Annotated in this window: 11 protein-coding genes; 4 read left to right on the forward strand and 7 right to left on the reverse strand. The window is 49.8% G+C overall.

Features of this window, described 5'->3' with window-relative positions; translation table 11 throughout:
• Positions 1 to 345 precede the first annotated feature (345 nt).
• Complete coding sequence (locus tag ACO6UX_RS06140) at positions 346 to 1,425, reverse strand: methyltransferase (protein WP_422445830.1); 1,080 nt, start codon at positions 1,423 to 1,425, stop codon at positions 346 to 348.
• A gap of 378 nt (positions 1,426 to 1,803) precedes the next feature.
• Between ACO6UX_RS06140 and yciA the strand changes: the two genes are divergently transcribed.
• From yciA to ACO6UX_RS06155, 3 genes are all read left to right on the forward strand, one after another.
• Positions 1,804 to 2,187 carry an acyl-CoA thioester hydrolase YciA gene (gene yciA, locus ACO6UX_RS06145; RefSeq protein ID WP_422445832.1) on the forward strand — a complete coding sequence of 128 codons (384 nt, stop codon included), beginning with the start codon at positions 1,804 to 1,806 and terminating at the stop codon, positions 2,185 to 2,187.
• A 16-nt stretch (positions 2,188 to 2,203) separates the two neighbouring features.
• On the forward strand, positions 2,204 to 2,824 hold the full coding sequence (udk, locus tag ACO6UX_RS06150; protein WP_269674769.1) for a uridine kinase: 621 nt from the start codon (positions 2,204 to 2,206) through the stop codon (positions 2,822 to 2,824).
• Positions 2,825 to 3,168: 344 nt separating this feature from the next.
• Complete coding sequence (locus ACO6UX_RS06155) at positions 3,169 to 4,206, forward strand: GMP reductase (protein ID WP_422445834.1); 1,038 nt, start codon at positions 3,169 to 3,171, stop codon at positions 4,204 to 4,206.
• Positions 4,207 to 4,281: 75 nt separating this feature from the next.
• Here the strand turns inward: ACO6UX_RS06155 and ACO6UX_RS06160 are convergent, their stop codons facing one another.
• From ACO6UX_RS06160 to pflB, 3 genes are all read right to left on the reverse strand, one after another.
• Entirely contained in the window at positions 4,282 to 4,815 is a 534-nt protein-coding gene (locus ACO6UX_RS06160; RefSeq protein ID WP_422445836.1) for a hypothetical protein, read from the reverse strand.
• A gap of 77 nt (positions 4,816 to 4,892) precedes the next feature.
• Positions 4,893 to 5,624 carry a pyruvate formate-lyase-activating protein gene (gene pflA, locus ACO6UX_RS06165; protein WP_422445838.1) on the reverse strand — a complete coding sequence of 244 codons (732 nt, stop codon included), beginning with the start codon at positions 5,622 to 5,624 and terminating at the stop codon, positions 4,893 to 4,895.
• Between the two features lie 343 nt (positions 5,625 to 5,967).
• Positions 5,968 to 8,250, reverse strand: coding sequence for a formate C-acetyltransferase (gene pflB / locus ACO6UX_RS06170; RefSeq protein WP_422445840.1), 2,283 nt, complete (start codon positions 8,248 to 8,250; stop codon positions 5,968 to 5,970).
• Positions 8,251 to 8,913: 663 nt separating this feature from the next.
• On the opposite strand from pflB, the gene ACO6UX_RS06175 reads away from it, so the two are divergent.
• Entirely contained in the window at positions 8,914 to 9,372 is a 459-nt protein-coding gene (locus ACO6UX_RS06175; protein WP_422445842.1) for a hypothetical protein, read from the forward strand.
• Between the two features lie 156 nt (positions 9,373 to 9,528).
• Here ACO6UX_RS06175 and ACO6UX_RS06180 read toward each other — a convergent pair whose 3' ends face one another.
• The 3 genes from ACO6UX_RS06180 to oadA form a co-directional block, all read right to left on the reverse strand.
• On the reverse strand, positions 9,529 to 9,987 hold the full coding sequence (locus ACO6UX_RS06180) for a methylglyoxal synthase (RefSeq protein WP_269674774.1): 459 nt from the start codon (positions 9,985 to 9,987) through the stop codon (positions 9,529 to 9,531).
• 312 nt (positions 9,988 to 10,299) lie between these two features.
• Positions 10,300 to 11,598: a sodium ion-translocating decarboxylase subunit beta gene (locus tag ACO6UX_RS06185; RefSeq protein ID WP_422445844.1), complete on the reverse strand. Its 1,299-nt coding sequence runs from the start codon at positions 11,596 to 11,598 to the stop codon at positions 10,300 to 10,302.
• Between the two features lie 67 nt (positions 11,599 to 11,665).
• On the reverse strand, positions 11,666 to 13,486 hold the full coding sequence (gene oadA / locus ACO6UX_RS06190) for a sodium-extruding oxaloacetate decarboxylase subunit alpha (protein ID WP_422445846.1): 1,821 nt from the start codon (positions 13,484 to 13,486) through the stop codon (positions 11,666 to 11,668).
• Positions 13,487 to 13,493 lie beyond the last annotated feature (7 nt).

Raw genomic sequence — 13,493 nt, forward strand, 5'->3', positions numbered from 1 at the left:
CAGTGTCTTATGATTTTTACAGGCAGACTAACGGATAAATCAGATGCTATTATTTTTTGTAATAATTCAGCTTCCAGCAAAGGCATATTGTTGTGATTTTGAACAGCTCTAAATAGTGAATGGTAAATGTCTATTAAACGCTGGGAGATTAATATAGTCAGGGATGTTAATCTGGTTGAAAAAAATACTCTTATATTCGTCAAGAGCCTAATTTTATTATGCATGGTCGCGCCTCACTCTTAAAGTAAGCCCTTGGCCTATCTTAATACGGTCAGGCGAACCATGAATACCTTATAGTAGAATAATGTCGTAAATAACCTTTCAGGTAACTGAAAGAAGGCAATTTCAGTATCTGTTCACCGCCCGATAAACCGAGAATCCATCCCGGGTGAGTAATGTCTCACAGTGGCCAAAAGCCTTCTGAATAATGGGCGGATAACGCAGAAAACTATTGGCAACAATACGAAGCTCCCCACCCGGGCGAAGCATCTGACGTGACTGGGAAAGAAACTGCTTTGTCACCTCATAGTGGGTTTTTACGCCCTGGTGAAACGGTGGGTTGGAGATAATCAGATCAAACTGCCCTGTCACTTCTGACAGGCCATCGCTGGGCAGTACCGTAAAAGAGTCACGCCCCGTGTCGCTCATGGTTTTGGTACTGCTGGCCAATGCCAGGGCATCACAATCCACCAGGGTAATATCATGCTCACCGGGCAGAGTATTAATATAAGCAGAGATCACCCCAGCGCCACAACCAAAATCCAGCACCTTGCCTGAAGGTACTTTATCCAGCGTTGCCAACAGAACCTGGGTTCCCTTATCCAGACGACCATGGCTGAACACGCCGGGTAATGAGGTAATGTCCATATTGACCGGGCCAGCCGTGACAGAAAACGTCTCAAACCACGGTTCAAGGGCAAAATTCTCCGGCTTTTGCAACGGCTCTGAAGCTTCCAGCAATACGCAATGACGGGCATTATCGACACTTTTAACATAGTCAAAACTGTTCTTGAGCCGCTTTTTCCAGGACTTGATCCCTTCATCGTTCTCTCCCACCAGCCAAATGGGCACACCTTCCGGCAAAAAGCTCAATACCATCACCAGCCAGAAGTCCATTAATGGTTTGCTTTTCTGGAGAAACAGCAAAACACCATCAACAGGCCGGGCAAAATCCATCGACAGGATCGGCGCAAAACTCAGGGAGAAGCGGTCTTCCAGCAGGGTCTGCCAAGGCAGCAGACGTCGATAAGTACTGAAATCACGAGTGAGTGCCGTGATATAGCCAACCCCATCATTCAACAAATGAGTTGCCAGATCATCAGCTGGCAAGCCAATCATCACCAGATGCTCAAGCTCGAAAAGCGCCTGGTTACGAACAATTAACTGGCCCTGATTGGTTAAATGTGAGGATAGTGGGGATGTCATAGGTATCAACGCCGGTTGCACAGTTCACAAAGCCGGAACTTAAGTAGTTGGCCAAATGGAATCGTATATTTCTGGCTAAGTGGGCAGTTGCTATGCAAGGCGCAACGCAGGGAGCATAGCCGTAGCTATGTGACCGGAGTTGCAACGCCGCACGACTGCATGGATGCAGGAGCTAGAGCAACGCAGGAGCAGTTGCCGGGAGTGACTGACAACTTAGTCAGAAATATATGATTTCATTTGGTTAACTACTTATACAGGAATAGTCCACAGTTTTCCATGCCAATACTTTCCATCAAACGTTCATGGAAATACGGATTTACAAGGCTGTTCCACCGGCATAGCATTCGCCGCCAGTTACGACCCGTATGGAGTTTTCTGATGAGTGAACCACAGGGTGATCTGGTTCTGCGCACACTGGCAATGCCTGCCGACACCAACCCGAATGGCGATATTTTCGGGGGCTGGATCATGTCCCAGATGGACATTGCCGGTGGCCTGGCATCGAAAAACCGTTGCAACAGCCGGATTTCTACCGTTGCCGTTGAATCCATGAGCTTTATCCATCCGGTGAAGGTTGGTGACGTGGTTTGCTGTTATGCTGATATCATTCGCGTCGGTAACACCTCCATGCGTATTAAGCTTGAAGTGTGGGTAATGTCCCACCCGTATAAATCAGAAGCTCGTCACAAGGTGACTGAAGGTTTTTTCACCTATGTCGCCATAGACGACAACGGACATACTATCCCCGTAGACAGACGCTAACAACCGGACTCCCCCCATGAAACAGAAAACCATTCTCGTCGGCATTGCCGGCGCCTCCGCATCCGGCAAAAGCCTGCTGGCAGAAACCCTGGTGGAAGAGCTCCAGTCAGAGCATCTGTGTGTTATTTCAGAAGATTCCTACTATAAAGACCAGACACATTTGAGCATGGAGGAGCGGGTTCGTACCAACTATGACCACCCGGAGTCCATGGATCATGACCTGATGCTGGAGCAGATGATCAAGCTGAAAAATGGTCAGGAAATCGAGGTCCCACTCTACGACTATAGTCAGCACAATCGCCGGACAGATACCCGCAAGGTAAACCCCGCCCGCGTGGTTATCTATGAAGGCATCCTCCTCTTCACCAACCCGGAAATCCGGGAAGCCTTTGACCTGCGCTTCTTTATGGATACGCCACTGGATATGTGCCTGATCCGTCGTATGAAGCGGGATATTCTCAGTCGGGGCCGGGATGTTGATTCCGTTATCAAGCAATACCTGGAAACGGTTCGTCCCATGTATATGCAGTTTATTGAACCTGCACGCCAGCATGCTGACCTGATCATTCCCCATGGCGGAAAAAACAGGATTGCCATCGATCTGATCAAAACCCAGATCCGTAACCTGATTGATTAAAAGCGACGCTGTCCCGGTATCCGCTGCCCGAAGAAGCCGAAACGGTTTGTGCTTGTTCGGGTAGCGGGAAGCATGTCAAAAACACCACCTTGCTTCCATTTCAATAACCGCCCAGGTATACTTCAGCCGTATAAGCGTCAAACACGCCCATTTTTTTCGTCCTTAAAAAAGATTTTGGGTCCGGCGCAATCTTCGCTTATCCGAAGATGGGTCTCCCCTGATCATCCAGGCTGTCCGGCCGCTTGTACATCCAACTTCCCCAAACCAACGTAGTTGCCAGTGCTGCTGTATGATTCCCGGATCACCATGCCAGGGCACTGCAAGATGGCGATTAAAAAGTTACTATGCGTGTAGAAGCTGATATCAAGCTGGGTTTCAAAGACGTTTTGTTCCGCCCAAAGCGTTCCACCCTGAAAAGCCGTTCACAGGTAAGCCTGGAGCGCACCTTCCGATTTGTTCACACTGACCAGGAATGGACCGGCGTACCCGTCATTGCTGCCAACATGGACACCGTCGGCACTTTCGCCATGGCTCTCGCCCTGGCTGAACACAAAATGCTGACGGCGGTTCACAAGCATTACACCGTCGAAGAGTGGCAGACCTTCCTCGACAACGCCCCTGAAGGCATTGAAAACCATATCATGGTCAGCAGCGGCACATCCGAAAACGATTTCGACAAAATGTCTGAAATCCTGTCCCTGAACGACAAACTCCGCTTTATCTGTATCGATGTAGCCAACGGTTACTCAGAGCATTTTGTCCAGTTCGTTGCCCGTGTTCGCCAGCGTCACCCCAACAAGGTGATTATTGCCGGTAACGTGGTTACCGGAGAAATGGTAGAAGAACTGATCCTGAAAGGTGCCGACATCGTTAAAGTGGGTATCGGACCGGGCTCCGTCTGTACCACACGCGTTAAAACCGGTGTCGGCTATCCACAGCTGTCCGCTGTTATTGAATGTGCCGATGCGGCTCATGGCGTTGGTGGTCAGGTGATTTCCGACGGTGGCTGCACCTGTGCCGGTGACGTGTCCAAGGCATTTGGCAGCGGCGCTGATTTTGTCATGATCGGCGGTATGTTTGCCGGTCACGATGAGTCCGGCGGCGAAATGGTAGAAGAAGATGGTCGGCAATTCCGCCTGTTCTACGGCATGAGTTCCACCACCGCCATGGACCAGCACGCTGGCGGCGTTGCCAACTACCGCGCCTCGGAAGGCAAAACCGTAAAAGTACCTTACCGTGGTCCGATCCTGGAAACCGTTCAGGACATCCTCGGTGGCGTACGCTCAACCTGCACCTACGTGGGAGCCGCGCAACTGAAAGAACTGTCCAAGCGAACCACGTTTATCCGGGTTCAGGAACAGGAAAACCGTATTTTTAACTAACCCCCAATCAACCACGGAGAGCACAGAGGATTTCCTCGTACTTTGTGAACTCCGTGCTCTTCGTGGTTGAAACAATCACATAATCACGCAACCACCGCAATCTCCGCAATCTCCGCAATCTCCACAATCTCCGCAACAGTCATCAGAGGAATTACCTGGCAATTGCGCTTCTGGCTCTCGATTCATGGTCATTGGTGCAGGCAAACAATTAAACCCTCCCCAGTGACAACAATGACAGGTGGAACTATCATCCAAGGATTTATTATCAACAGTTATTTCGGGATTCTGCTCCCGCCGCTGCATATTAAAATTAACGGCCTGGTCACAAACCTCTCCCCCATAGGTATGTGAATGACTGCCACTACAGCTAGAATCAGGGAAGTTATGCAGCCTCCTCGATAAAGGCAAAGCTGGCTTCTTGATAGCCTCATCATAGGCTGGAGAAAGAAAATTAGGCAGAGATTTGTCACTTTGATTTTCAACCTTCCTACCCCAGTTGCTCAAAACCGGGGTCAAAGGAGGCTCTTCAGCTAAAGACTCAGCATTAGGTGACCCACCAACAGAAGATGAGACTAACATGGAAGGGCTGGCATCTAACGGCTGCAACATATCAACACACCTTCATCGGCAAAATACGAAAATCAAAATGTACGATCGTTAGACCAACCAAACCAACAAAAAGTTCATCAATAAGCCGCAGAAATTCCCCGCTGATCAAATTCAGCCTTGATCGCATCCAGCTGCTCAGTGGATGGCGGGCGCACCGTTTCCAGCTCGTAGCTTTCACTGAAGGCATCCCACTTATGCACGCCGAGGCTGTGATAAGGCAGGATTTCCACCTTCTCAACACAATCCATTTTCTCCACCATATCTGCCAGCATGGCGGCATACAGTGGATCAACGGTAAACCCTTCCACCACCACGTAGCGGATCCAGGTTGGCTTTCTCAGCTCCTGTAAATACATGGCAAAATTACGGGTGTACCGGCCGGTGACATAGGTCAGCTTTTGATGCATCTCTTCGTCCATGTGCTTGATATCCAGAAGCACAAGGTCGGTGTAGGACAGCAGACGTTCAATATCCGGCGTGATTTGTTTGGCAAATCCATTGGTATCCAGGCAAGTATGAATACCGTGCGCTTTAAGCCCCTTGAACAGATCGGCAACAAATTCAGCCTGCAGCAGCGGCTCGCCACCAGTGACCGTAACACCACCGGTCAGAAAGCTCTTCACCTTGAGGATTTTGTCCAGAACTTCTTCATGACTGAGCACCTCACCGCCATCACGCAGATCCCAGGTATCCCGGTTGTGACAGTAGCGGCAGCGCATGTGACAGCCCTGCATAAACACAATGAAACGGATACCCGGTCCGTCTACCGTGCCAAATGAGTCCATGGAATGGACACGACCAAGGGACATGGCGACTCTCCTATTTACCCAACGAGTCTCTGTAAAAATCAGACCACTGTCTTTTACAAAAACCCTGAATACCATAAGCAAAAAAGGCCAGCAGAGCTGACCTTTTTTAAAGTTAAATTCCAGGAGGCTGTCCGAGAATAGACTGCCCTACGCGGCAACTGCTCCTGCGTTGCTCTAGCTCCTGCATCCATGCAGTCGTGCGGTGGCAGCAAATTGGTCTAAAAATTCCGTTTTGTTCGGCAAATAGCCCCGCTATTCACCTCACAAAACGGAATTTTTATCCTCAATTTTCTGCCATCCTCGCTACGGGCGCTATTCTCGGGCAGCCTCCTGACATTTACTATTACAGCGAGCTAGTAAAGGTACGGGTGATAACGTCACGCTGCTGTTCTGGTGTCAGCGAGTTGAAACGCACCGCATAACCGGAGACACGAATGGTCAGAGAAGGATACTTCTCAGGGTTCTCCATGGCATCTTCCAGCATTTCACGGTTCATAACGTTGACGTTCAGGTGCTGACCGCCCTCGCGATGTTCCTCGTGATGGAAGTAGCCATCCATCAGACCCACCAGATTCCTGCTTTGGCTTTCTTCGTCCTTGCCCAGCGCCTTTGGTACGATAGAGAAGGTGTAAGAAATACCATCCTTCGCATAGGCAAATGGCAGCTTGGCAACAGAACTCAGGGAAGCAACCGCACCGCTGGTGTCACGACCATGCATTGGGTTGGCACCCGGGCCAAATGGCTGGCCTGCACGGCGTCCGTCTGGCGTAGTACCGGTCTTCTTGCCGTATACCACGTTAGAGGTAATGGTCAGAACGGACTGGGTTGGAATCGCATCGCGATACATCGTGTGAGAAGCGACTTTCTTCATGAACGTTTCAACCAGTTCACAGGCAATCGTATCTACACGCTCTTCGTTGTTACCAAACTTCGGAAAATCACCTTCAATTTCGAAGTCGATAGCAATGCCGTCTTCATCACGCACCGGCTTGACTTTGGCGTATTTAATGGCCGACAGAGAGTCAGCAGCAACGGATAATCCGGCAATACCACAGGCCATGGTGCGAATAACATCACGGTCATGCAGGGCCATCAGAGAGGCCTCGTAAGAGTACTTGTCGTGCATGTAATGAATACAGTTCAGGGCAGCCACATACTGGCTGGCCAGCCAATCCATGAGCGTATCAAAACGTGCATAGACATCGTCGTAATCCAGGTATTCAGACGTGATCTTGTCGGTTTTTGGACCAATCTGAATTTTCAGCTTCTCGTCAACACCGCCATTGATGGCGTACAGCAGCGTTTTACCCAGGTTGGCGCGGGCACCGAAGAACTGCATCTGCTTGCCAACAACCATTGGCGACACACAGCAGGCGATGGCGTAATCATCGCTGCTCATATCAGTACGCATCAGATCATCATTTTCGTACTGGATAGAGCTGGTATCGATGGATACTTTGGCGCAATACTCTTTGAAAGACACCGGCAGCTGCTCAGACCACAACACCGTGATATTTGGCTCTGGTGATGGTCCCATGGTGTACATGGTGTTCAGGAGGCGGAAAGAGTTTTTGGTAACCAGTGTACGACCATCAAGGCCCATACCACCGATAGCCTCAGTAGCCCAGATCGGGTCGCCAGAGAACAGCTGATCGTATTCAGGAGTACGCAGGAAGCGAACCATACGCAACTTCATTACGTAGTGATCGATCAGTTCCTGGGCATCCGTTTCAGTGATTCTGCCTGCTTCCAGGTCACGCTGGATATAGATATCCAGGAAGGTAGCCGTACGTCCCAGAGACATGGCCGCACCATTCTGGGACTTAACCGCAGCCAGGTAACCAAAGTACGTCCACTGAACAGCTTCACGGGCAGAGGCAGCAGGGTTACCGAGATCGCAACCGTATTTGGCCCCCATCTCCTTGATCTGCATCAGCGCCTTGATCTGCTCCATGACCTCTTCACGCAGCTGGATGGTACGCTCAAGATCCTCGCCGGAAGTCAGCGCCGCATCCAGAGACTTGTGCTGGGCTTTCTTGTCAACAATCAGACGATCAATACCGTACAGAGCGATTCGGCGGTAGTCACCAATAATACGTCCACGGCCATAAGCATCTGGCAAACCGGTAATTATGCCAGACTTACGACAGTTGCGAATGTCCGCAGTGTAAACATCGAAAACACCGGAGTTGTGCGTCTTGCGATATTCAGTGAAGATTTTGCTAACCATGTCATCCAGTTTACGGCCATAAACTTCACAGGAAGTTTCAACCATACGAATGCCACCGTTGGCGATGATGCCACGCTTCAGCGGCTTATCGGTCTGCAGACCAACAATGGTTTCCAGATCTTTATTGATGTAGCCAGCGTCGTGAGAAGTAATAGTGGATGGCAGATCGGTATCGAAATCCAGGGGGGCGTGAGTGCGGTTCTCTTCTCTGATGCCTTCCATAACATCAGCCCACAGTTTGTCTGTCGCTTCAGTGGAACCGGCCAGGAAGGAACTGTCACCCTCGTAAGGGGTGTAGTTTTTCTGGATAAAGTCACGAACGTTGATGCTTTCAGACCAGTCGCCGGAAGTGAATCCTTCCCATGCTGCTGGCAGTTCGCTGGTGGTTACAGTCATACTAAGAGGCTCCTGATAGGTTGGAGAATTCTTTGGGGATGCTGCTCCGGGTCAGTCAGACTGCATTGATTGGCGGCGACACCAACTTGATCTGCATCAATGAAAGTAAATCATTGTCGGCTTATCGTTTGCCTATCTTGCGGGGACGCAGACATTGCGATAACACATCATCACAAAAATCATCACATCTATGTGGTCATACCGCAGGTGTAAAACTGGCCAACCCGGTGAATAAGAAATAATTTCAGTCAAATTAACGTATATACGACAATTCTGCCATCAGTGTTAATACCTACCGGCTATAAAAAAACATAAACACATTTCCACAGGAATTAACAAAAAAAGATATCCTCTTATATTTTATTAACTATCCCTTGATTAGCAAAAATTAGTTATTACCAATAGTCCAAAATTCAAAAAAATTATGAAATCAAGCAACGATCTATTTTTATGAATGCTAGTCTTTGTTTCTGTTAATTCTATTTCGTTTCGTTTTTCAAAACAATTAACGACACTAACATTATACTGTTAACGTTTGTTGCCGTTTATTCAGAGAGTTTTAAGTAGTGTTACCTATTCATACCGAAAATGGGTTTGTCTAACATCGTCAACCAAATAAAGACATTTTATCCGTTTCTGGGAGAGGATGAACAGGAGGTAGTTATGAGCAAATATATTTACACAACCATTTATGAGCAGTTCACCGGCCTGAAGCCACCTGAGCCAAAAGACCACAAGCCACGTCGCCGTAGAGGCTACGGTCACCCTTATCGTATGCGCCTGAATATGCAGGAAGGTTCTGTCCAGAACAGTGAACTGCTGTCTGACCGGGACTCAGAAAGAGACCTGTATGAACAGACGCCTGTTTCCGTTTTTCAGCCATCGGTTACCAAGCAGCCTGTCCGCAGGTTTTCATCCGGTGGTCAAAGCTATCGCAGTGGTAACAGCGTTGGTAACAACAGCGCCATCAGCGGCACTATGAACTGCAGGCCTGCTGCGCCTGAAGACCGCCATAGCAGCGCCGAGCCCAAGGTAACCTACAAAAAGCGCCGCCAGTACGGGCCTTCAGGCTTCGGTATTGGCTCAATGAGCAGAGACGGCAACGACAACTCTGATTATTGAATACCCGTTTTATATTGATTGTTTTTGAATACTGACACTACCAGCCAGGCTTATTCAGCGGAGCTTGTCTAGCGGAACCCATTCATTACTTTCCCGGATTATTTTCGCCAAAGGCCCTTATTTCAAGGCCTTTGTGCTCTTTTTGAACCCATAAAATCAAAGCGTTCTTTGCTGTAGATAGCTGTCATAATCCGGAATATGCCGGTTATGAGATTGTCCAAGCAAGTCTGACGAGAATATGTAATCCGCCGAGCTCTGGTTACAGGCAACCGGGATATTCCACACCGCTGCGATCCGTAACAATGCCTTAACATCCGGATCATGAGGCATTGGCTCAAACGGGTCCCAGAAAAATACCAGCAGATCCAGTTTGCATTCAGAAATCAATGCACCAATCTGCTGGTCTCCACCCAGCGGACCACTGATAAACTTTGTGACCGGCATCGACAGCTCTTTTTCCAGCAGACTTCCTGTGGTACCCGTGGCAAAAAGATCATGACCCTGCAGCTTTTCCTTATGGCGCAGACTCCACTGCACCAATTCCCCTTTCTTATTATCATGAGCGACCAGGGCAATGCGCTTCTTGGATGAGACACTGTATTCTTTATAAATCATAAAGTACTTCTCTATTTTTTCTGCGAAAAAATATAAAAATGGAAAGCGCTATATTCTCACTGAATAAAAAAAAATGCGATGACTTCTCTCGAAATCATCGCATTGTTCTAGTACATGGTTTCAATGAGTTTGACGTGTACAATCTCCGTTCACCCTGAGCGGAGTCGAAGGGTGCTTGGCACGATCTATCAGAGTCCGGAGTTTCCGCCTTTAGGCCCTATGGGTCCTTCGACAGGCTTAGGACGAACGTAGTACGGAGGCACGACAACCCGTCAAACTCATTGAAACCATGTAATAATCTTCAGAAAAAATTCATGACAGGTACTTAATCATCACCCCCGCTGCTACCGCTGAGCCAATAACACCCGCTACATTGGGACCCATGGCATGCATCAGCAGGAAGTTCTGCGGATTGGCCTCAAGCCCCATTTTGTTAGAGACCCTGGCCGCCATGGGTACCGCTGACACCCCGGCTGAACCAATCAACGGATTCACTTTGGTAGACGACACCCGATTCATCAGTTTTGCCATCAGGACACCACTGGCGGTACCGATACAGAATGCCACAATCCCCAACGCCAGAATCCCCAGAGTTTCCATTTGCAGAAACTTGTCAGCACTCAGTTTTGAACCAACCGACAGCCCGAGGAAAATGGTGGTGATGTTGATCAGCGCATTTTGCGCTGTATCCGACAGGCGCTCAACCACACCACACTCTTTCATCAGGTTACCAAAACAGAACATCCCCAGCAGCGGAGCCGCATCGGGTAATAACAGGGCCACCAGCACCAGCAGTAAGATCGGGAAAACGATTTTTTCCGTCTTGCTCACTGATCGCAGCTGTGTCATGACAATCCTGCGTTCCTCTGCCGTGGTCAGCGCTTTCATAATCGGCGGCTGAATCAGCGGAACCAGAGCCATATAAGAGTAAGCAGCCACCGCAATGGCACCCAGCAGGTGGGGAGCAAGCACGCTGGATACATAGATCGCAGTAGGACCATCCGCACCACCAATAATACCGATAGCAGCGGCATCCGCCAGGCTGAAATTCATCAGCCCCATAGAGCTCAATACAATAGCGCCAAACACTGTGGCAAAAATACCAAACTGAGCGGCAGCCCCCAGAAACAGGGTTTTCGGGTTAGCGAGCAACGGACCAAAATCCGTCATGGCACCCACCCCCATAAAGATCACCAAAGGAGCAACACCGCTGCCAATAGCCACACTGTAAAACTGATAAAGGACACCGTTCGTGTACCCTGCATCAGCAATAATGTGACTCACTACAGTCCGGGTTGCCGCATTCGCTTCATGGTATAAAGCATAAAGTTGATCCGGGGCAGCCGAAGCACTGCCCAGCGCTTCGGCAACCGCCTGCATCAGTGCAGGGTTAGCTATATGAAGCGCCTGCTCAATGGCGGAAAACGCCAGACCGGCCTGGGGAATATTGGCCAGAATTCCACCAAAACCAATAGGTACCAGCAGTAGAGGCTCAAATTGCTTGCGGATGGCCAGATACAGCAACCCAAAGCCCACCAGAATCATAACGAACTCTCCGGCGGTAAGGTTGTATAACCCGGAGCCCTCCCAGAGCGTTAATAGCTTTTCCATGGCATATTTCTCGACCAGACTTTTCTCTTTGAGAGACCTCTGTAAGAGGTCTCCCTAACGCTTTTTATTAAGCCAGGGCAAGCAGGGTATCACCCACCGCTACACTGTCACCTTCACGCACATCAACCGACGTCACCTGTCCGGAACGCGGGGCACGAACTTCCGTTTCCATTTTCATGGCTTCAAGAATAAGCAACACATCACCTTCTTGAATATGCTGCCCCGGTATGACATTCACCTTCCAGATATTACCGGCCAGTGGTGCGGGCATTGGCTCACCTTCAGAGGCTGATGTGGTTGTCGCTTCAGGTTGGGCTGTCGGCGCTGAAACCGGAGCCAGCATGGAAGAAACATCACCACCTTCTGAAACCTGAACGGTATAGGCATTGCCATTAACGCGAACGGTATAAACAGAATCCTCCGTTGGAGGAGCCACGGAAGTTGCCTGGGCAGCAGGCTTCACTTCCGGTTCGGTCCCGGGAGCAGGTTCGAAAGCATCAGGGTTACCGCGATTCTGCAGGAACTTCAGACCAACCTGCGGGAACAGGGCGTAGGTCAGAACATCATCCACGGTCTGATCCGCCAGATTGATGCCCTTCTCTTTGGCCAGGCCATGGAGTTCAGCAGTCAGTTCTTCAAATTCAGCTTCAAGCAGATCTGCCGGACGACAGGTAATCGCTATCTTACCCTCCAGCACTCTGTCCTGAAGACTTTGGTTAAACGGTGCCGGTGTAGCACCGTACTCACCTGTTAAAATCCCCCGGGTCTCTTTGGAGATGGTTTTATAGCGCTCACCGGTCAGTACATTGAGAACCGCCTGGGTGCCAACAATCTGGGAAGTGGGCGTGACCAGTGGAATCATCCCCAGGTCTTCACGAACTCTTGGAATCTCCTGCAGCACTTCATCAAACTTATCACTGGCCCCCTGCTCTTTCAGCTGACTTTCCATATTGGTCAGCATGCCACCGGGTACCTGAGCAATAAGGATTCTGGAGTCAACGCCACGGAGTTGACCTTCAAACTTCGCGTATTTTTTTCGGACCACCCGGAAGTAAGCAGCCACTTCTTCCAGCTTGTGCAGATCAAGCCCGGTATCACGCTCAGTCCCCTGCAATGCAGCAACGATAGCCTCAGTTGGCGAATGTCCATAGGTCATCGACATGGAAGAGATGGCCGTATCAACACGATCAACACCGGCTTCAACGGCCTTGAGCAGTGACATGGAAGAAAGGCCGGAGGTGGCATGGCAGTGCAGCTGAATTTCCAGGTCCGTTTCTCGCTTTAATCGGGAAACCAGCTCATACACGTCAGTCGGCGTAATAATGCCGGACATGTCCTTAATGCACAGAGAATCCGCACCCAGATCCTCGATCTCTTTGGCCAGAGAGACCCAGCTATCCATGGTATGAACCGGACTGGTGGTGTAAGAGATCGTCCCCTGGGCATGAGCACCCTGCTTCTTCACCGCTTTCATTGCCTGCATCAGGTTACGGGGATCGTTCATGGCATCAAATACCCGGAACACATCCATACCATTGGCAACGGCACGCTCAACAAATTTATCCACGACATCGTCAGCATAGTGACGGTATCCCAGCAGATTCTGTCCCCTTAACAGCATCTGCTGAGGGGTCCTGGGCATGGCTTTTTTCAGCTCGCGCAACCGCTCCCAGGGGTCTTCTCCCAGGAAGCGGATACAGGCATCAAAGGTGGCACCACCCCAGGTTTCGAGAGACCAGTAGCCGATCTGATCCAGCTGTTCTGCGATCGGCAACATATCTTCAATGCGAAGACGGGTAGCAAACAGTGACTGATGGGCATCCCTCAACACCACATCGGTAATACCCAGCGGCTTTTTATTGGCTAATGGCTTTTGTACGTCAGACATAACCCTT

The organism is Endozoicomonas sp. ALB091 (genome assembly GCF_049310265.1).
In the GTDB taxonomy this organism is placed as follows: domain Bacteria; phylum Pseudomonadota; class Gammaproteobacteria; order Pseudomonadales; family Endozoicomonadaceae; genus Endozoicomonas.